General features: G+C 68.3%; 19 protein-coding genes and 1 tRNA gene. 10 read left to right on the top strand and 10 right to left on the bottom strand.

Features of this window, described 5'->3' with window-relative positions; translation table 11 throughout:
- Window positions 1-22: 22 nt before the first annotated feature.
- The 3 genes from orn to J2853_RS44785 all read left to right on the top strand — a co-directional run bounded on the left by orn (window position 23) and on the right by J2853_RS44785 (window position 1212).
- Window positions 23-625 carry an oligoribonuclease gene (gene orn, locus J2853_RS44795; protein WP_307568007.1) on the top strand — a complete coding sequence of 201 codons (603 nt, stop codon included), beginning with the start codon at window positions 23-25 and terminating at the stop codon, window positions 623-625.
- A 76-nt stretch (window positions 626-701) separates the two neighbouring features.
- Window positions 702-777 (top strand) — tRNA-His (locus J2853_RS44790).
- A 156-nt stretch (window positions 778-933) separates the two neighbouring features.
- Window positions 934-1212 carry a helix-turn-helix domain-containing protein gene (locus tag J2853_RS44785; protein WP_370879502.1) on the top strand — a complete coding sequence of 93 codons (279 nt, stop codon included), beginning with the start codon at window positions 934-936 and terminating at the stop codon, window positions 1210-1212.
- A gap of 203 nt (window positions 1213-1415) precedes the next feature.
- Here J2853_RS44785 and lat read toward each other — a convergent pair whose 3' ends face one another.
- Window positions 1416-2717 (bottom strand): L-lysine 6-transaminase, encoded by a 1302-nt coding sequence (lat, locus tag J2853_RS44780; protein WP_307568005.1) that lies wholly within the window; start codon window positions 2715-2717, stop codon window positions 1416-1418.
- 102 nt (window positions 2718-2819) lie between these two features.
- On the bottom strand, window positions 2820-3377 hold the full coding sequence (locus tag J2853_RS44775) for an HdeD family acid-resistance protein (RefSeq protein WP_307568004.1): 558 nt from the start codon (window positions 3375-3377) through the stop codon (window positions 2820-2822).
- Window positions 3378-3499: 122 nt separating this feature from the next.
- On the opposite strand from J2853_RS44775, the gene J2853_RS44770 reads away from it, so the two are divergent.
- Window positions 3500-4699: a M20 metallopeptidase family protein gene (locus J2853_RS44770; RefSeq protein ID WP_307568003.1), complete on the top strand. Its 1200-nt coding sequence runs from the start codon at window positions 3500-3502 to the stop codon at window positions 4697-4699.
- A 93-nt stretch (window positions 4700-4792) separates the two neighbouring features.
- Here the strand turns inward: J2853_RS44770 and trhA are convergent, their stop codons facing one another.
- Window positions 4793-5467 carry a PAQR family membrane homeostasis protein TrhA gene (gene trhA / locus J2853_RS44765; protein WP_307568002.1) on the bottom strand — a complete coding sequence of 225 codons (675 nt, stop codon included), beginning with the start codon at window positions 5465-5467 and terminating at the stop codon, window positions 4793-4795.
- A gap of 174 nt (window positions 5468-5641) precedes the next feature.
- Here trhA and J2853_RS44760 point away from each other — a divergent pair, with 174 nt between their 5' ends.
- The gene (locus J2853_RS44760) at window positions 5642-6463 is read left to right on the top strand and encodes a spermidine synthase (protein WP_307568001.1); all 822 of its coding nucleotides are present in this window, start codon (window positions 5642-5644) and stop codon (window positions 6461-6463) included.
- Between the two features lie 167 nt (window positions 6464-6630).
- On the opposite strand, the gene J2853_RS44755 is transcribed toward J2853_RS44760, so the two are convergent.
- Window positions 6631-8397: a sensor histidine kinase gene (locus J2853_RS44755; RefSeq protein ID WP_307567999.1), complete on the bottom strand. Its 1767-nt coding sequence runs from the start codon at window positions 8395-8397 to the stop codon at window positions 6631-6633.
- Between the two features lie 179 nt (window positions 8398-8576).
- Between J2853_RS44755 and J2853_RS44750 the strand changes: the two genes are divergently transcribed.
- Together J2853_RS44750 and J2853_RS44745 are read left to right on the top strand one after the other, a co-directional pair.
- Complete coding sequence (locus J2853_RS44750) at window positions 8577-9944, top strand: serine hydrolase (protein ID WP_307567997.1); 1368 nt, start codon at window positions 8577-8579, stop codon at window positions 9942-9944.
- Window positions 9945-10271: 327 nt separating this feature from the next.
- Window positions 10272-11243: a pirin family protein gene (locus J2853_RS44745; protein WP_307567995.1), complete on the top strand. Its 972-nt coding sequence runs from the start codon at window positions 10272-10274 to the stop codon at window positions 11241-11243.
- A 48-nt stretch (window positions 11244-11291) separates the two neighbouring features.
- On the opposite strand, the gene J2853_RS44740 is transcribed toward J2853_RS44745, so the two are convergent.
- From J2853_RS44740 to ngcE, 6 genes are all read right to left on the bottom strand, one after another.
- Window positions 11292-11852 (bottom strand): superoxide dismutase family protein, encoded by a 561-nt coding sequence (locus J2853_RS44740; protein WP_307567994.1) that lies wholly within the window; start codon window positions 11850-11852, stop codon window positions 11292-11294.
- A gap of 109 nt (window positions 11853-11961) precedes the next feature.
- Window positions 11962-12252, bottom strand: a complete 291-nt coding sequence (locus J2853_RS44735; RefSeq protein ID WP_307567992.1) for a 4a-hydroxytetrahydrobiopterin dehydratase — start codon at window positions 12250-12252, stop codon at window positions 11962-11964.
- On the bottom strand, window positions 12239-12841 hold the full coding sequence (locus J2853_RS44730) for a hypothetical protein (protein WP_307567991.1): 603 nt from the start codon (window positions 12839-12841) through the stop codon (window positions 12239-12241). The genes J2853_RS44735 and J2853_RS44730 overlap by 14 nt, the downstream gene beginning before the upstream one ends.
- A gap of 97 nt (window positions 12842-12938) precedes the next feature.
- A complete protein-coding gene (locus J2853_RS44725; RefSeq protein ID WP_307567989.1) occupies window positions 12939-13817 on the bottom strand; it encodes a carbohydrate ABC transporter permease in 879 nt (292 codons plus the stop codon).
- Window positions 13817-14728, bottom strand: a complete 912-nt coding sequence (locus J2853_RS44720; RefSeq protein ID WP_307567987.1) for a carbohydrate ABC transporter permease — start codon at window positions 14726-14728, stop codon at window positions 13817-13819. Before J2853_RS44720 ends, J2853_RS44725 begins: the two co-directional genes overlap by 1 nt.
- A 6-nt stretch (window positions 14729-14734) precedes the next feature.
- Window positions 14735-16189 (bottom strand): N-acetylglucosamine/diacetylchitobiose ABC transporter substrate-binding protein, encoded by a 1455-nt coding sequence (gene ngcE, locus J2853_RS44715; RefSeq protein ID WP_307567985.1) that lies wholly within the window; start codon window positions 16187-16189, stop codon window positions 14735-14737.
- A 331-nt stretch (window positions 16190-16520) separates the two neighbouring features.
- Here ngcE and J2853_RS44710 point away from each other — a divergent pair, with 331 nt between their 5' ends.
- From J2853_RS44710 to J2853_RS44700, 3 genes are all read left to right on the top strand, one after another.
- Window positions 16521-17168 carry a class II aldolase/adducin family protein gene (locus tag J2853_RS44710; protein ID WP_307567983.1) on the top strand — a complete coding sequence of 216 codons (648 nt, stop codon included), beginning with the start codon at window positions 16521-16523 and terminating at the stop codon, window positions 17166-17168.
- A gap of 4 nt (window positions 17169-17172) precedes the next feature.
- Window positions 17173-18387 (top strand): DUF4032 domain-containing protein, encoded by a 1215-nt coding sequence (locus J2853_RS44705; RefSeq protein ID WP_307567981.1) that lies wholly within the window; start codon window positions 17173-17175, stop codon window positions 18385-18387.
- 151 nt (window positions 18388-18538) lie between these two features.
- A complete protein-coding gene (locus tag J2853_RS44700; protein ID WP_307567980.1) occupies window positions 18539-18919 on the top strand; it encodes a roadblock/LC7 domain-containing protein in 381 nt (126 codons plus the stop codon).
- Window positions 18920-18921: the final 2 nt, after the last annotated feature.

Raw genomic sequence — 18921 nt, 5'->3', positions numbered from 1 at the left:
AGGGAGTACTACCCTGAAGGCTATGAGTGATCTGCTGGTCTGGATCGACTGTGAGATGACCGGACTCGACCTTGGCCGTGATGCGCTCGTCGAGGTGGCCTGCGTGGTCACCGACGGCGAGCTGAACCAGCTTGACAAGGGTGTGGACGTGGTCATCAAGCCTCCGCCCGAGTCGCTTGAGCAGATGTCGGAGGTGGTGCGGGAGATGCACACCGCCTCCGGCCTGCTGGAGGTGCTGGGTGGCGGCGTCACGCTGCCCGAGGCCGAGACCATGGTGATCGAATACATCAAGAGCCACATCAAGGAGCCCAAGAAGGCTCCGTTGTGCGGCAATTCCATCTCCACCGACAGGTCGTTCATCTCCCGTGACATGCCCTCCGTGGACGCCTTCCTGCATTACCGGATGATCGATGTCTCCTCGGTGAAGGAACTCGCCCGGCGGTGGTACCCACGCGTCTACTTCGCCTCGCCCGAGAAACAGGGCGGGCATCGGGCGCTGGCCGACATCACCGAGAGCATCAGGGAACTGCGCTACTACCGCGCGGCGGTCTTCGTGCCCCAGCCGGGACCCGATTCCGCCACCGCCCGCGAGCTGGCGGAGAGCGTTTCCAGCCGCACTCCCTGAGCCTTCGCCGGAAAGCCTGTGCGAAACAGCTCCCAGAAACCGCTATGCTTTTCCATGTGCTGCTGCGGCAGACATGGTGGGTGTAGCTCAGCTGGTAGAGCGCTAGGTTGTGGTCCTAGATGTCGCGGGTTCAAGTCCCGTCACTCACCCCAGAAGAACGGCCGGTCCTACGGGACCGGCCGTTCTGTTTTTCTGAACCTGCCACTTGCCACCAAAAATGGATATAGCGGGTTATGCTCGCTGCTATCGCTACGCCGTAAGACCGGGGGTTTCGGCGACCTGACCGTGTTCGCTGCCACGGAGGCCGGATGAGAGTCGACGATGCCCCGTTCGACGCCGAACCCAGAGTCGTGACGGGCTTGAGCAGGCGCGAGACCGAGGTCATGGAACTGATCGCGACAGGTCGCTCCAACGGGCAGATCGCCCAGCACCTGTTTCTCAGCGAGAAAACCGTGAAGAACCACGTGAACCGGATATACGCCAAGCTCGGCGTGGACTCCCGGGTCACCGCGATCGGCCTCTGGCTGGAGCGAGCCGCCTGCGAGGAGCCGACGCACCTCCAGACCGAAGGACGGCTTCCAGGCTGACAGGCGGCTCGCGGGCTGACGGGCGGTCATGGGCTGACAGGCGGCTTCCAGACTGACGGGCCGTCGCAGGCCGACAGGCGGCTTCCAGGCTGACAGGCGGTCACGGGCCGACGGGCGGCTCACGACCGGGAGACGATCTCCGAGCCGGCAGGCGGCCTCCGGGAGAGCGACGCCCCGCACGCCGACGGACGGCCTCCGGACCGCTACGCCGACAGCCGCAGGTCCCTGAAGGACTCCAGGACCCGGTCGACGGCGGCCACCCCCTCTTCCAGCTCGTCGAACGTGACCGAGAGCGCCGGGCGGAGCCGGACCGACCGCTCGCCACACGACAGGACGAGCACCCCCTCGTTCTCCCTGAGGCAGGAGACCAGGAGGTCACGCTCCGCCGGATCCGGCAGGTCGAAGGCGCACATCAGGCCGCGCCCGCGGACGTTCTCGACCAGCTCGGGGAAACGGTCCCGGACCTTCAGCAGGGAGGCGAGAAGCGCGCCGCCGAGTTCCCCGGCACGCGGGATCAGGCCGTCGCGCTCCACGATCTCCAGCATCCGCCGGGAGCGGACCATGTCGACCAGGCCGCCGCCCCAGGTCGAGTTGATCCTGCCGCTGACCTGGAACACGTTGTCCGGCACCAGGTCGACCCTGCGGCCCGCCATGATCCCGCCCACCTGGACCTTCTTGGCGAAGGCGACGATGTCTGGACGGATGCCCAGCTGCTGGTACGCCCAGGGAGTGCCGGTGATCCCCACCCCGGTCTGCACCTCATCCATGATCAGAAGCGCGTCGTACTCGTGGCAGAGCCGTTCCATCGCCAGCAGGAACTCGGCCCGCATGTGGTTGTCCCCGCCCTCGCCCTGGATGGGTTCGGCGATGAAGCAGGCGATGTCGTGCGGGTGCCGTTCGAAAGCCGCCCGCGCCGCGGCCAGTGCCCGCTCCTCGGCCGCCTCGACGTCGCCGAGGTGGATCGCGGGCACCTCGATCCGGGGCCAGTCGAACTTCGGGAACCGGTCGGTCTTGACCGGGTCGGTGTTGGTCAGCGAGAGGGTGTATCCGCTGCGCCCGTGGAAGGCGCGGGTGAGGTGGAGCACTTTGGCGCCCAGCTCCGGGGAGCGCCCGTTCGCCTCGTTGTGGCGGCTCTTCCAGTCGAAGGCGCACTTCAGCGCGTTCTCCACGGCGAGCGCCCCGCCTTCCACGAAGAACAGGTGCGGCAGCTCGGGATCACCGAGGACACGCGTGAACGTCTCGATGAAGTCGGCGAGATGGCTGGTGTAGAGGTCGGAGTTGGCGGGCTTGTTCGCGGCGATCCGTCCGAGCACGGCCAGGAAGTCCGGATCATCGTCGAACGGGTTCATGCCCAGCGGCGCCGAGGCGAAGCAGGTGTAGAAGTCCAGATAACTCCGGCCGCTGCGGGCGTCGACGAGCCGGGAGCCCCGGCTCCGTTCAAGGTCCAGCACCAGCCGGTAGCCGTCGACGAGCAGATGACGAGCGAGACAGCCGTGTACGTCCATGTCTCCTCCACGTTGAACCTGAAAAGATGATCCCCCGCTCATGACGCATCTATACGGAAATCTTACGCAGACAGTTCACTATCTGTGAAGATTCTTCGCCCGTCAGACGGGGTGAGGTCTTTCCGAGGTTCCCGGGCGGTGAAAGCCGACCCCCCTCAGCCTGAACGCCATCGCCACCAGGGAGATCCCGTACAGGATCGCCATGACGCCGATGAGCCAGAGGACGGCCATCGCGCTCGCGACGGGCCAGAGGAACAGCAGAACGCCGAACAGCACCGCCAGCGCCCCGCTGACGACGAACGTCCACTCCCCCGCCGCGACCCTGCGCAGCCTGATCGCCGCCACGATCTCCAGAATGCCGACGACGACGGCCCAGGCCGCTATGAGGAGCAGCAGAACGAGCGCGGTGATCCCCGGCCAGAGGAGGACCGCGGCGCCGATCAGGATGCTGCCGACGCCGGATACGACCATCCAGCTCCGCGCTCCTCCCCGGCCCGAGCTGAACAACTCGAAGACGCCGTTGGCGATGGCGTACACGCCGAAGACCACGACCAGGGCGTACAGCGTGATCCCCGGCCAGATGAGCGCCAGCAGACCGAACAGGAGCGCGCACAGGCCGCGAATCAGATACACCCACCAGGTGCGAGCGAGCTCTTCCATGTTCCCTCCCCGTGTGTCCTGTTCCTTTCCAGAAGATCGCCACCAAGAGACCACAATTCGGTTAAAACAGAGCTATCGTCCACTCCAGGACATTTACTGCCAGATCTCCAGGAGGATGCTCGGTGTCCCTTCACGAGTCCGCCATCGACATGCGGGACGAACTCATCCGTCTCCGCCACGCCCTGCACCAGGAGCCCGAACTGGGCCTCGACCTCCCGCGCACCCAGGAGAAGGTGCTGACGGCGCTCTCGGGGCTCCCCCTGGAGGTACGACTCGGCGAAGGTCTGAGCTCGATCACCGCGGTGCTTCGGGGCTCCCAGCCGGGTCCGACCGTGCTGCTCCGGGGCGACATGGACGCCCTGCCCGTCTCCGAGCGCAGCGGCGCGGCCGTCACCTCGCAGGTGGCCGGACGGATGCACGCCTGCGGCCACGACCTGCACACCACCATGCTGACCGGGGCGGCGCACCTGCTGGCGGCCAGGCGTGACCGGCTCGCCGGGAACGTGCTCTTCATGTTCCAGCCGGGCGAGGAGGGCCAGGGCGGCGCGAAGATCATGATCGACGAGGGTGTGCTGGACGCGACGGGCGAGCGCCCGGTCGCCGCCTACGCCCTGCACGTGATCAGCTCGGTGATCCCCCAGGGGACGTTCGTCACCAAGGGCGGGCCGATGATGGCCGCCGCCGACAAGTTCGTCGTGACCGTGCGCGGCGCGGGCGGCCACGGCTCGTCGCCGCACCGCGCCAAGGACCCGATCCCCGCCGCCTGCGAGATGGTCACCGCGCTGCAGACCATGGTGACGCGGGGGTTCGACGTGTTCGACCCGGTGGTCGTCACCGTCGGGAGCTTCCACGCGGGCACCGCCGACAACATCATCCCGGAGGAGGCCCGGTTCGAGACGACGATCCGGTCGTTCTCCGCCGACGCGCACGCGCGGATCCAGGAGCGGGTGGTGACCCTGGTGAAGGGCATCGCGGCGGCCCACGGGCTGGAGGTGGACGCCGACTACGAGGTGAACTACCCGGTCACGGTCAACAACCACACCGAGGCCGACTTCGTGGGCTCGACCGTCCGCGAGGTGTACGGCGAGCACCGGTTCCTCCCGGCTCCCCAGCCGTTCACCGGCTCGGAGGACTTCTCCTTCGTCTGTGACGAGGTGCCGTCGGCGTTCGTGGCGCTCGGCGCGTGCCCGACGGGCGCCGATCCGGGCAAGACCGCCTACAACCACGCCCCGGAGGCGTTGTTCGACAACGCGGTCCTCCCCGACGGCGCCGCGCTCTACGCGGAGCTCGCGATGCGCCGTCTCGGGCTCGCGGCGAGCTGACCCGCCCGGAGCTCGCGGCACGCCGCTTTGGGCGTGCCGCGAGCCGACCGGCGCGGAACCCGGAGGCCCGCCCGACCTCGCACCGCCGGCGCCCTACCTCGCCGCGTACACCACCAGGGACACCGCGACGTACTGGGCCAGGTAGGCGGCGACGGTGAAGGCGTGGAAGACCTCGTGGAAGCCGAACCAGCGGGGAGAGGGGTCGGGGCGGCGCAGGCCGTACACGACCCCGCCCGCCGTGTAGAGCAGCCCTCCCGCGAAAAGCAGCGCCACCGCGAGCGCTCCCGCGCCCTCCACCAGCTGGGGGAGCACGAAGACGGCCGTCCAGCCGAGGCCGATGTAGAGCGCGGTCGACAGCCATCGGGGCGCGCCGGTCCACAGCACCCGGAACAGCACCCCGGCGATCGCGCCGGTCCAGATCACCCCGAGCACCGCCGTCCTGGCCGGCCCGTCCAGGGCCAGCATCGCGAACGGGGTGTAGGTGCCCGCGATGATCAGGTAGATGTTGGCGTGGTCGAGGCGGCGCAGCACCCCTTCGAGACGCGGGGAGAGCGTGCCCCGGTGGTAGGTGGCCGAGACGCCGAAGAGCAGGCCGGAGGTGATCGCGTAGATCGCGGCGGCGAGCCGCGCCTGCAGGGTGGGGCCCAGGGCGACGAGGGCGAACCCGGCGACGAGCGCGACGGGCAGGGCCGCGGCGTGCAGCCAGCCGCGGAGACGAGGCTTGATGGACTCCGGAAGTGCGAGCCTTTCGGTGCCGGTCATGGTCATAAACCTACGGTAGCGTAAGTTACGTCACCGTAGGTTGTGATCTGCCGTAAACGGTGACGACGAGCGCGAGGACCGCTCGACTACACATACGGTTTCTTCCAAGGATTTCCCTCCGGGTGTGTATCAGAGGAAAGAGGCACGGATCTGATGGTCAGGCGGGAATCAAAGGGGCCGATGCCGGGCCGTTATCCGGTGACCTTCGGCGAGGTCGACCTCCTCCAGGACCTGGACCGTTCCTCCGGCTGGGTGATCTCCAAGGACGGCGTCCCGCAGTCCTACGTGGATCTGGACGACCCCACCTATCTCGACTTCGAATACGTTCAGCTGATGGCCGTGGTGATCGACCTCCTGGGTGAGGGCCCGCTGGACGCCGTGCACGTGGGGGGCTGCGCCTGCACCCTGCCCCGCTACGTCGCGGCGACCCGCCCCGGATCCCGGCAGATCGTCGCCGAGCCGGACGGGGACCTCGTCCAGCTCGTCAGGGATCAGCTGCGGCTCAAGTCGGTGCCCCGGCTCAAGGTCAGGGTCCTCGACGGCCGTACGGCCACCGCCGGGCTCCAGGACGACTCGGCCGACCTGATCGTGCTGGACGCCTTCAGCGGCGCCACGATGCCGATCGACCTGGCCACCTCCGAATACATGGGCGACGCCGCCCGGGTCCTGCGCCCGGCCGGCACCCTGCTGGTCAACGTCGCGGACGGCAAGGGCCTGGCCTTCGCCCGCCGGATGATCGCCACCATCCGGGGCACCTTTCCCCAGGTGGCTCTGCTCGCCGAGCCCGGCGTCATGCGGGGACGCCGCTTCGGCAATCTCATCGTCGCCGCGTCCCGCGTCGAACTCCCCTTCGCCGGCCTGACCCGGAGGGCCGCGGGCGGCCTCACCCAGGCCCGGTGCGTGTACGGCGACGAGCTCGTCAACTTCGTCGCCGGGGCCCGGTCGCTGAACGACGGCGACGCCGTGGTCGTCCCCGTCCCGCCGCCGGCCGTCTTCGGCTGACCTCCGTCCGGGCGCCCGCCGTCCCCCGCCGGCCATCGGAGGTCCCCGCACGGAGCGCCCGCCGTACCCGGCCGACCATCGGAGTCTCCGCTCGGGGCGTCCGCCGTGCCCGGCCGGTCTCCGCCCCCGCGTCCGCCGTTCTCGGCGCCCGGACGGTCCGCGTCCGTTCAGCCGGGCACGGGCACCCAGGCGCGCACCCGCGTGCCCTCGCCGGGTCCGCCCGACACGTCCAGCCCGCCGCCGAGGGCGGTCATCCGGTCGGCCAGCGCGCCCAGTCCCCGGCGGCCGGTCGCGTCCAGGTCGAAGCCCTTTCCGTCGTCCAGGACGACGGCGTCGAGCCGGCCGGTGGACTGCGTCAGCCGTACCTCGATCCGGGAGGCCGAGGCGTGCTTGAGCGCGTTGGCGATCGCCTCGCTCACCGTGAAGTACAGCGCCCCCTCCACCTCGTCGGGGAAGCGCCGTGCGCGCAGGGCCGGGTCGGCGGCCACCTTCGTGGCCACCGGCAGGCCCGAGCAACGTTCCTCGACCGCCTCCACCAGGCCACCCTGGCTGAGCACCGACGGGTGGATCCCGGCCGCCAGCTCCCGCAGGTCGTTGAGGGTCTGGCGGGCCTGCTCGCGCAGGAGCGTCAGGCTGTCGGCCCCGCCGCCGGTCGCGCGGGCCAGCTCCAGCCCGGCGATCAGCGCGACGAGCTGCTGCTGCGCCCCGTCGTGGATGTTGCGCTCGATCCGCCGGCGCTCGGCCTCCTGCGCGTTGACCAGCCGGGCCACCAGCCCCGCGTTCTGGATCGCCAGCCCGATCGGCACCGCCAGCGCGGCGAGCAGCCTCCGGTCCTCGGAGGTGAGGCGCCCCGCGACCTTGGGACCGCACTCGATGTGCCCCAGCCCCGCCGGAACGGTGAGCACGGCCTCTCCCTCCTCCCGCCCCGCCACCACCCGCGTGCCGTCCGCGAGCGTGACGGCCGCCCACCGCGTCTCCAGCCCCGCCCGTACGGCTCCCGCCAGCCTGCCCAGCTGCTCCACCGGCTCGGCCTCCTCCAGCCCCGGGCCGAGCTCCGTCAGGAGCTCGTCCACCGTCGGGCGAAGGTCGAAGATCAGGAAAAATCGCGAACCCCGGATTCCCACCCGGACGTCGAGCAGGTTGTGCCGGAACACGGCCACCACGATCACGGCGGGCAGCGTGGCCATGGCGACCATGACGCCGACCCAGCTCGCCGCCTGGCTCTCCCCCGCCATCAGCAGCGTCAGCGCGAATCCCACCAGGGTGACTCCGGAACCGGCGACCATCCAGCGGAGCCGGCGGCGCTCGATGGAGGTGCTGCGCCACCAGCGGCGGATCAGGGAGACGAGCACCGACAGCCCCACCAGGTAGGTGACCACCTGTCCCGTCCCGCCCACGGCCGCCGCGAGCAGACCGGCCGTCCCATCGAGTCCCAGCGGGTTGCCGCCGGAGGGGGCACCGGCCCAGATCTCGTCCGGGAACAGGAGCACGCCCAGCCAGTGGGCGGCGATCGACGTCACGGCGATCCAGACGCCCACGCGCCAGCCCCGCGAGGGCAGGCGCCCGTCGGGGAACAGCAGGGGGACGAAAACCCAGGTCAGGCCGTAGAAAACCGTGCTCAGCGACGTCAGCGAGGCTCCGAGGATCGATACGAGTCCCTGATCGGCGCCGTTCCTCGCCATGAGACCCACCCCGAGGATGCTGAGGCCCAGGCAGTCGGCGGAGGCCAGCAGCAGCCAGCCGTAGACGTTGTCGGACCGCCTGACCGCGATGAGCCAGCCCACGGCCGGCAGGGGCATGCACGCCGCGACGAACAACCACTCGCTGATCGGCAGGGGCAGACCAACGACCAGTATTTCACCCACGACCATCCCCGCCGCCGCCACCACGGCCATCGAGGCGGCGAGCACGCGGACCGGAGCGGGGAAGGTCATGGAAGGCAGGGTGGCCTATCGGAGGGGCCGCCGTCCATGAGGTTGTCCGCACATTCGGTGCGGTTCGCCGCACCCCGGAAGACGGAGGTCCGCCGGATGGTGCGGTGCCGCGGCCCGTCCTAGTTTTGGATCAAGGCCGCCGGATAGGTGGCCACGACACCAGTGATGAGGAGTCTCTCGTGCGGTTACCGTTCCGGTCGACGCGTTTCCTGGCCCTCGCCGTCGTCACGGCGGCCGTCCCCCTCGCGGCGCTCGCGGGCGGGGGACAGGCCGCGACGGCGTCCACAGCCCAGGTGGTCACCGCCGCCCCGGAGATCCCCGACAGCCCGGCGGGCAGGCAGCTCCGCTGGTTCCTCGACGCGCCGAACCGGGCGCCTCTCACGGAGAGCGAGCTCGGCGAGCACCTGAACGGCGCCTATCTCCAGGCGCTGACGGCCGACGGCTTCAACGCGTTCCTCAAGAACGTGACCGGGTTCCAACTGGAGGAGCTGACCACGGTGACGCCGACGGCCCTGGTCGGCGCAGGCACGATCGGCGGCCAGAAGTTCATCGTCCAGATCCGCGTGGACACGGCGGGGAAGATCGACCTGATCGGGGTGACGCTCCCCACGCCGCCCCCTCCCCCCTCCCCCACGAGCTGGAAGCAGCTCGACACCCGGCTCCGCGAGGCGGCCCCCGAGGTCGGCTTCCTCGCCGCCGAGATCGACTCCCGGGGCCGGTGCGAGGTCGTCCACGCCGTGAATCCGGACAGGGCGCAGCCCCTGGGCTCGATCTTCAAGCTCTACGTGATGGGCGCCGTGGCCGAGAAGGTCCGTGACGGCAAGCTGAGCTGGAACACCAAGCTCACGATCAAGCCCGAGTGGAGGAGCCTGGGCGTGGGCGGCCTGGCGGAACGGCCGGACAACAGCACCGTCACGGTCCGGGAGGCCGCCAAGCTGATGATCTCGATCAGCGACAACACCGCCACCGACATCCTCATCCACACGGTCGGCCGCAAGGCCGTGGAGACCACGATGCGCCGGTGGTCGAGCCACGCCAAGCAGAACGTCCCCTTCCTCACCACGCGCGAGCTCTTCCTGCTCAAGGGCGTCAACTACCCCGGGCAGGCCGACGCCTACCTGTCCCTCAGCACCGCCAAGAAGGCGGCCTACCTGAAGAACACGGTCGCCAAGCAGGCCCTGACGGACATCAAGCCCTGGGACAAGCCTCGCGAGATCGACCGGTTGGAGTGGTTCGGCTCGCCCCGTGACGTCTGCCGTGCCTACGCCGGGCTGACCGCGCTGAACAGCAAGCCGCTGCACGAGGTGATGTCGGCCAACGACCTCGGGCTCCAGCTCAACCCCGGGAAATGGCCGATCGTCTGGGCCAAGGGCGGCGACGAGATCGGGGTCCTGGACCTGTCCTTCCGCGCCCGCTCCTCGAAGGGGAAGACCTACGTCGTCACCGCGCTGACCAACAACCCCCAGAGCGCGATCGACGAGAGGACGGCCGCCGGGGAGCTCATCTCCCTGAGCCGGGGCGCGTTCACGCTGGCCACGTCCGGCTGAGCCCACTCCCGGCCGGACAGCCGCGTCCGCACCGGCCAGGTTCATGCCCCAGCCGGATCGCCGCGTCCACGCGGCCGGGCCCACGCCCTGAGCGGATCACCGCGTACACAGCGGCCAGACCCGTGCCCTGAGCGGATCACCGCGCCCGCACCGGCCAGGTCCGGCCGGATCCTCCGCCTCGATCGGTGATCCGGCCGACCGCCGATCCCGCCGGACGGCCGGCCGCCTCCAGGTCGCGGCACTCCCGGTGTCGCGGCCTGGGCGTCGCGGAATAGTTGAAACATCAACTGAGTTATCAACGGCGAACATCGTAGGAAGGGATCCAAGATGCCAGCCGTGACCGTAGAGAACCCGCTGACCCTGCCCCGTGTGGCCGCGCCGATAGAGGCCGTGGCTCGCCCCGTGCTGGCCGTGACGACCGCGCCGAGCGGTTTCGAGGGCGAGGGTTTCCCCGTCCGGCGAGCGTTCGCGGGGATCAACTACCGGCACCTGGACCCGTTCATCATGATGGACCAGATGGGCGAGGTGGACTATCAGCCCGGGGAGCCGAAGGGCACCCCCTGGCACCCGCACCGCGGCTTCGAGACCGTGACCTACATCATCGACGGCGTCTTCGACCACCGGGACTCGAACGGTGGCGGCGGCACCATCACCAACGGCGACACCCAGTGGATGACCGCGGGCTCGGGCCTCCTGCACATCGAGACCCCGCCGGAGGCACTCGTCATGTCGGGCGGTCTCTTCCACGGGCTCCAGCTGTGGGTGAACCTCCCGGCCAAGGACAAGATGATGGCGCCGCGCTATCAGGACATCCGCGGCGGCTCGGTCCAGCTGCTCAGCACGCCCGACGGCGGCGCGCTCCTGCGCGTCATCGCCGGTGAGCTGGACGGCCACCAGGGTCCCGGCATCACGCACACGCCGATCACCATGATCCACGCGACCGTGGCGCCCGGCGCCGAGCTCACGCTCCCGTGGCGCGAGGACTTCAACGCCCTCGTGTACGTGATGGCCGGCCGCGGCAGCGCCGGTACGGACCGTCGCCCGGTCCACACCGGGCAGACGACCGTCTTCGGCGCGGGTTCCTCGCTGCTCGTCCGCGCGGACGAGCAGCAGGACGCGAACACCCCGAACCTGGAGGTCGTCGTCCTCGGCGGACAGCCGATCCGGGAGCCGATGGCCCACTACGGCCCGTTCGTGATGAACACCCGCGAGGAGCTCCAGCAGGCCTTCGAGGACTTCCAGAAGGGCCGCCTCGGCACGGTCCCGGCGGTGCACGGGATGACGAGGGGCGGGCTGTAGGGCTCGCCGACGGAGAACGGCCTGTCCTCACCCCGCGGATCGCCCGGATCAGCGCTCGGTGAGGGTGACGCAGGCGATCCGGGCTCCGGCGGTGCCGGCCTCGGCGCCGGCGGTCCGGGTCTTCTCCGCGTGGATCACCAGTGACCGGGGCAGCCGACCGGCGACGAACGCCCAGTCTTGCGTGGCGGTGGCGGTGGCGGCCCCGGAGCCGTCGGTGGTGAAGTCGAGCCACACCTCGTTGTCCGCGCTCGCGTGGGTGTGGGCATGCTGGTAGTGCGGGCCCGCGTCTTCCGGCGTGAGCCCGCACGGATTCATGTGCAGGTGCACGCCGTACGTCCGGTTGGGCAGCAGCCGCTCGACGGCGACCGTGGAGGTGGCGAGCACCGCCCCCGATTCGGCCGTGACCTCGACCGAGGCCCCCGCGGGCGCCAGCGCGGTGTCGTAGACGATCGCCGAGGCCTTGGGCGCGGCCGCGACGAGCGTGCCGCCCCCGGCCAGCCGGATCCCGGCGGCCGCCGGGCTGTGCTCCGGCGGATGGGCCGCCGGGGCCTGCCGGCCACAGGCCACGGCGAGCAGGCCGACGGCGACGAGAACACCGAGGATGCGCATCCAGTATCTCCCTGATCAGATACGGCAGAAGCCGCGCCCACTCTAATCAGTAATCATGTGATCACTCATGGTATTCACATTTTCCGCCCGGATGCCGGATGGCTTCTCCTCAGGTGTGAGGCACGGCGATCTCGTCGATGCGGGCGGCGAGGGTGAAGTCCATGTCCGTCAGGCCGCCGGCGTCATGGGTGGTGAGCGCCAGGTGAAGGGTGCGCCAGCGGATGTCGATGTCGGGATGGTGGTTGAGCTTCTCGGCCTCGACCGCGATCTCGTCCACGATGCGGATCGCGGCAGGGAAGTCGCGGGCGGTGATCGTACGACGGATCTCGTCGCCCTCCCGCCGCCACTCGGGCACGCCGGTCAGCCTCTGGTTCACCGCGGGGTCATCAAGCAGGTCCATCGGCCCAGGAGATCACGTTCTGGGCGAAGACGCCAAGCCGGGGCAGGTTTCCAGCGCGCCGCGCCATGGCCATGATGCCCTGGGCCATGGAGGTGGCGTGGGTACCCTTGTCGAGGACCCGCTCCAGTTCCGGCATGAGGCCGGGCAGCCGGGTGAGGCTCCACTCGTGCCAGGACGACAGGCGGGTTCCGCCGCTGTCGGGGTCTTCCGCGCGGTAGGCCGCCAGGATCGGGCACTCGCCGTGGATCCGGACGAGCCACGCCTCGATGTCGGCGTTGAGCGCGGCGATCCGGGACGGCGCGGCGTAGAGCCAGCCGTCCGCTCCGATCCGGTCCGGCTCGTCTCCGGTGGCGGCGTACGCGCGAACCACCGCGCCGTGCAGGAACAGGCCGCTGGCCGCCAGCAACTGACGCCCCTCGCACCAGTCGACCGCTCCCCGCAGAGGGGCAGGGACGGCCTCGACGATGGCCTCGCGCTGCGAACGCGTGGGCTCGCGGCCGAAGCGCACGTGCACTTCTGCCCACATGTAGTAGTTGGCCTCCCCCGCCCCGAAGAACGGGAAGGGGAATGCCTGTTCCTGGTCTGCCATGAGGGGCTTCTCCGACGAGAGGGGGCGGGAGTCGTTCCGAATAAGAACGACTCCCGACGGACCCGCCGGGATTACCGGTGAGGCGACACCGTTACGGCTATTTGACGGCGCCCGAGGTGAGACCCGACTGGATCTGGCGCTGGAAGATGATGTAGATGAACATGACCGGGATGATGGCGATGCTCAGCGCGGCGAACATTCCGGGCCAGTCGGCCTCGTAGCCGGCGCTGGTGGAGATGTTCGCGACGCCCTGGGTGATCAGCCACTTGTTCTCGACGTTGCCGGACAGCAGCACGATCGGCAGAAGATACTGGTTCCACTGTCCCAGGATGTTGAAGATCGTGATGCTGATCAGGCCGGGCTTGGCCATCGGCACCATGATCTGGAAGAACGTCCGCGTGTGGGAGCAGCCGTCCATCATCGCCGCCTCCGCCACCGAGGTGGGCAGCGTCTTGAAGAACGCCGACAGGAAGAAGACGGTGAACGGCAGCGAGTAGGCGGTGTAGACCAGGATCACGCCGAGGTGGGTGTCGAGCAGGCCGAGGTTCTTCACCACGAAGAACAGCGGGACCAGCGCGAGGAACACCGGAAACGTCATGCCCGACACGAACAGGAAGTAGATCAGCCGGTTGCCGGGGAAGGTGTAGCGCGCCAGCACGTAGGCGGCCATCGAGCCCAGCAGCATGGTCGCGGCCGTGCTGCACGCCACCACGAAGACGGTGTTCAGCATGTACTGGCCGATGTGGGCCTTCTCCCAGGCCCGGCCCCAGGCGTCCCAGCCGAAGGACGCCGGCAGCGCGAGGGGATCACCGAAGATCTCGGTGTTGGTCTTGAAGGAGGCCAGGAACGTCCACAGGATCGGGCCGATGATGAGGATCGCCCAGATCACGAGCGCGAGGTGGGACATGGTGCCGAAGATCCCGAGCGGGTTCTTCCGCTTCGCGGGCCTACCGGCGGAGGAGGACTTCGTGACCATCAGAACTCGATCCTCTCGCGCCTGGTCACGCGCAGGGTCAGTGCCGCGAACGTGATGGTCATGAAGAACAGCGCCACACCCATCGCCGACGCGTAGCCGAACTTGGAGAAGCTGAACGCCGTGCGCCAGATCTCCAGCGGAAGCACTGTCGTGGAGTTGTCGGGCCCGCCGCGGTCGACCGAGAGCACCTGAACCAGGGCGAAGGCGTCGAAGGCGGCGATGCCCAGGTAGACCCAGGCGACCTGCATGGTGTCCCAGAGCAGCGGAAGCGTGATTTTGAAGAACAGGGTGAACCGGCCCGCGCCGTCCAGTGCGGCGGCCTCGAACACGTCCTTGGGGATGGTGGACATGCCGGCTGAGAACAGGACCACGTAGAAGCCGACGGCCTGCCAGACCATCACGGCGATGATCGCCAGCAGGGCGATGTTCGGGTCGATGAGCCAGCCGACCGGGTCGATGCCGACCTTGCCGAGCAGGCCGTTGATCACGCCGGTCTCGTCCGGGCGATAGATCGCCTGAAAGAGCGCGCCGACGATGGCCACGGCCAGGACCTGCGGCAGGAAGAAGATCACACGGTAGACCTTCGAGCCCCAGACTCCGGCCATCTGCCCGCCCCTCTGCCCTCCTCCCACGTTGAGGAGAAAGGAGAAGAACAGGGCGATCACAATGGTGACCAGCGGCATGACAAGCAGCAGAACACCGTGGTGACGCACCGCGGCCCAGAAGACCTCGTCGTTCAGCAGGTTGGAGTAGTTCTCCAGACCGATGAACTGAGGATTTGCCGAGATGCCCTTCCAGTTGGTCAGCGAGATGTAGAAAGCCTGGATGTACGGGCTGACCACGAAGACCACGTAGAGGAGCACCGGCGCGGCGAGAAAGCCGACGATGAACGGATACCTGCCGTGCCGCATTGGTGCCTACACCGTCCGGTTCTGCTTGGTGATGGAGGAGTCGGCCTTGGTCTTGTCGGCGGCCTTCTGCATCTTGTCGCAGAACTCGTCGGCGGAGATGCGGCCGAACATCAGCGCGTTGGTCTGCTTGCGCAGCTCGGTCTCGAACTCCTTGTACCAGTTCTCGAAGCTGCTGTAGGTGATGACGTTCGAACCGGCGGCGGCCTGCACGGCGGTGAGACTCGCGTTACCCGGGGACAGCGCCAGGCCGTCGGCGGCGCCGGTCACGACGGTCATGTTCTTGGACGTCTCGGTGAAGCCCTTCGCGCCCTCCTTGGAGAGCATGATGCGCAGGTACTCCAGGCCACCCCTGGGGTTCTTGGCCTTGGAGGGGACGATATAGGCCTCACCGGCGGTGGTACGGATGGCCTCGAAGGGCATCTTGTCTGCCGCGGTGACGCTGGGAGTGGGCGTCAGGGCGTACTTGAACTCCGCGGGGGTCTGGCTCTTCTGCTCGTTCTCCAGCCAGGAGCCCGACGGGTACAGGGCGATCTTGCCCTGGTTCTGCCGGGTCTGTACATCGGTGTGGATCAGGCCCTCGAAGGACTTGTCCATGTACTTGTTGCCGATCTCGGCCCAGGCGGCGGCGGACTGCTTTATCGAGTCGCGCTTCCAGACGCCGTCGACGAGGTTGTCGACGTCGATCAGGAACTGGTTGCCCTCGATCTTCGCGGCGGAGATGAGGATCATCCAGTAGGCGTAGTAGGAGGCGTTCTGGCCCGCATAGGCGAAGGGAACGATCCCGGCGGCCTTGGCCGTCTCGCAGAAGGCCTTGAATTCCTCGAAGGTCTTCGGCGGGGTCCAGCCGTTCTTCTCGAACAGGGCGGAGTCGTACCAGAGGCCGTAGCCCGACAGAACGTAGTTCAGGAGGTACGGCTTGCCGGAGATGAGACCCGACTCGACGGTGCCCGGCGCGACCGTGTCGCGCACCTTCTTGCTGGGGTCGTCGATGGAGGGGGCGTCCCACAGCTCGGTGAGGTCCATGAGCTGGCCCTCCTGCTGCAGGGCGCCGTTGTCTATGTTGTCGCTGCCGGAGTTGGCGATCATGTCCGGCACGTCGCCGCCGGCGAACCGCGGCTGCAGGGTCTGCGCGATCTTCTGCGTGGCGACATGCTTGACCTGAGCCTGCGGGAAGGCCTTCTTGTACAGCGGCTCGTGGACCTCGGTCGCGTAGCTGTCACCGAGGCCGCCCTTGAAGATGACGACCTCGAGCGGGGCGTTGGCGACGACTCCGAACGGGTTGGCGGCCGAGACGGCGCCCCCGGCGGACGGAGCGGCGGAGGCGGCGGGGGCGCTGCCTCCGCTGGTGGCGCAGGCGCTGAGCAGTCCGGCACCGGGGCCGGCGATCAGAGCGGTCAGACCGATCCGGCGGATCATCTGCCGCCGGGTGATAGCTCCTGGCGTACCGGCCGAGTTGGACATGTAACCCTCCTGAGCGGGGGATCAATTAGGAAAGTTTCCTAAACGTTTGCCCGAAGGTACGTACCTCCGCAGTCCAGCGTCAAGAGGTCCCAGCCGGTCTAGACCGAGCCGTGATGTCCTCGCGACATATCCGGTAGCAATCACCTGCCGAAGAAGCACTCTCCCATGACAGAAGGTCGCAGAACACCCGATATCTCCTGCAAGACCATTGACTTTCAATTTCCAGGAGGGTAACGAATCCCCGACTTCCCGTCGGCAACGGACAACAACCGGTCTAGACCAGATAATGAAGGTTTGCCGCCCGCCACCGCAAGCCCCTACGTTGAGGAACATGTTGCTGGCGGAGGAACGACGACTGCTGTGCGAGTACGGCCGCCGGGCCTCGGAGACCGGACTGGTCATCGGAACCTCGGGCAATCTGAGCGTCCGCGCGGGCGAGCTGGTCGCGGTGACGCCCAGCGGGATCGCCCTGGACCGGCTGGAGCCCGAGAGCTGCCCGATCGTCGACGTCGAGGGCCGCCTGGTCGAGGGAGAGTCGCAGCCGTCCTCCGAGACCCCCATGCATCTGGCGGTCTACACGGCCACCGGCGCCGGGGCCGTCGCGCACACCCACTCCACCTTCGCCACCGTGGTGGCCACGACCATGACCGAGCTCCCGCCGATCCACTACAACGCGCTGCTGCTCGGGGGGACCGTCAGGGTCGCCGACTACGCCACCTACGGCACCCCCGAACTGGCCGCCAACGTCAGGGAAGCGCTCAAGGACAGGCAGGCCGCGCTGCTGGCCAACCACGGCGGGGTCACCGTCGGCGGCGACCTCGACGCCGCCTTCGAGGCGACCCGGCTGCTCGAATGGCTCTGCGAGGTCTACGTGCGGGCCAGGAGCGTCGGCCGGCCCCGGGTGCTCACCGAGGAGCAGCTCTCCGCGGTGGTCCTGCGAGCCTTCAACCCGCCCACCTTTCCCCGTCGCGAGGATTGACCCCATGCCCCTCCAGCTCACCGGCGCCCCGAGCGACCCGGATCTGATCCGCCTTCCCTGGGACGTCCCGCTGGAGGAGTGGCCGGAGCATCACCTGGTCTCCCTGCCCCGCGGCATCTCCCGGCACGTGGTGCGCTTCGCCCGGCTCTCCGGCAAGGTCTACGCGATCAAGGAGATCAGCGAGTACTACGCCAAGCGGGAGTATCGCCTCCTGTGGGACCTCAGCCGGATGGACACCCCCTCGGTCGAGCCGGTGGCCGTGGTCACCGGGCGAGCCGACGCGAACGGCGAGCCGCTCGACTCCGCGCTCATCACCCAGCATCTGCAGTTCTCCCTGCCCTACCGGGCGGTCATGTCGGGCACACTCCGGCCGGAGACGCTCAACCGGCTGATGGACGCGCTCGCCGTACTGCTGGTCCGGTTGCACCTGAGCGGTTTCTACTGGGGCGACTGCTCGCTGTCGAACATCCTGTTCCGCCGGGACGCGGGCTCCTTCGCCGCCTATCTGGTCGACGCCGAGACGGGCGAGCTCCATCCGATGATCAGTGAGGGCCAGCGGCTGTACGACATCGACGTGGCGCACACCAACATCTTCGGCGAGATGCTCGACCTGGAGGCGGGCGGCCTGCTCCATTCCTCCATCGACCCGGAGGAGGTCGCCGACTCGATCTGCGAGCGCTACCACCGGCTCTGGGGCGAGCTCACGTCCGACGAGATCATCGAGGAGGTGGACTGGCACATGATCGACCAGCGGATCCGCCGGCTGAACTCGCTCGGCTTCGACGTCGCCGAGATGATGGTCCGCCGCAAGGCCGGCACCGGGCGGCTGATCGTCCGCCCCAAGGTGGTGGACGCGGGCCACCACCAGCGCAGGCTGCTGCGGCTCACCGGCCTGGACGTGGAGGAGAACCAGGCCAGGCGGCTGCTCAACGACCTCGACTCCTTCCGGGTGTCGTACGGCCTGCGTCACGAGGACGAGGCCATCGTCGCCCACCGGTGGCTCGCCGAGGTCTTCCAGCCGACGGTGCAGGCCGTACCCCAGGAACTGCGGGGCAAGCTGGAGCCGGCCCAGCTCTTCCACGAGGTGCTCGACCACCGCTGGTTCATGTCGGAGGAGGCCGGAAACGACGTCGGCCTGCCCGCCGCGGTGGATTCTTATGTGAAGAATGTTCTTATTTTCAAGCCGGACGAGAAGGCACTTATCACCGAAGATCAGTAGATGGATTTATACCCGGAGGGTTTGTTCTTCTATCCGGTTATTGAACTCTGCGCCCCTTCTCGCCGTAATCGCGATTAACGCACTCGACTTCGGCGGGCTTTCCCTACGCTGGCCGGGCGACGCCTTGAAAGTCGCTGGCGAGGGAGAGCCTGTGCTCGGAATCGAAGACTGTCTGGCCGAGGTCATGGCCATCCCCGGTGCGCTGGACGCGGTCCTGATCGATCAGACCAGCGGGATGGCCGTGGCGACCGGCGGCGGGAGCCGTCATCTCGACGCGGAGAAGTCCGCCGCGGGATTGAGCGAAATCCTCCGCGCGACATTGGACGGGCTCGCCGTGACCGCTCCCGGTGGAACAATCCGAATCCGCGACATGATCATAACCACGGACGAGGGACACCATTTACTGAGACCGCTGGAAACGGTTTTCGACGGCCCTATGGTCATTCATGTCAGGCTCGATCCGAACCGTTCGAATCTGGCTCTGGCCCGTCATCGTCTTCAGACCCTGTCCGACTGCCTGATAACGACGTGAAC

Origin of the sequence: Streptosporangium lutulentum, assembly GCF_030811455.1 — a bacterium.
In the GTDB taxonomy this organism is placed as follows: domain Bacteria; phylum Actinomycetota; class Actinomycetes; order Streptosporangiales; family Streptosporangiaceae; genus Streptosporangium; species Streptosporangium lutulentum.
This window is presented reverse-complemented; position numbering and strand designations above follow the sequence as displayed.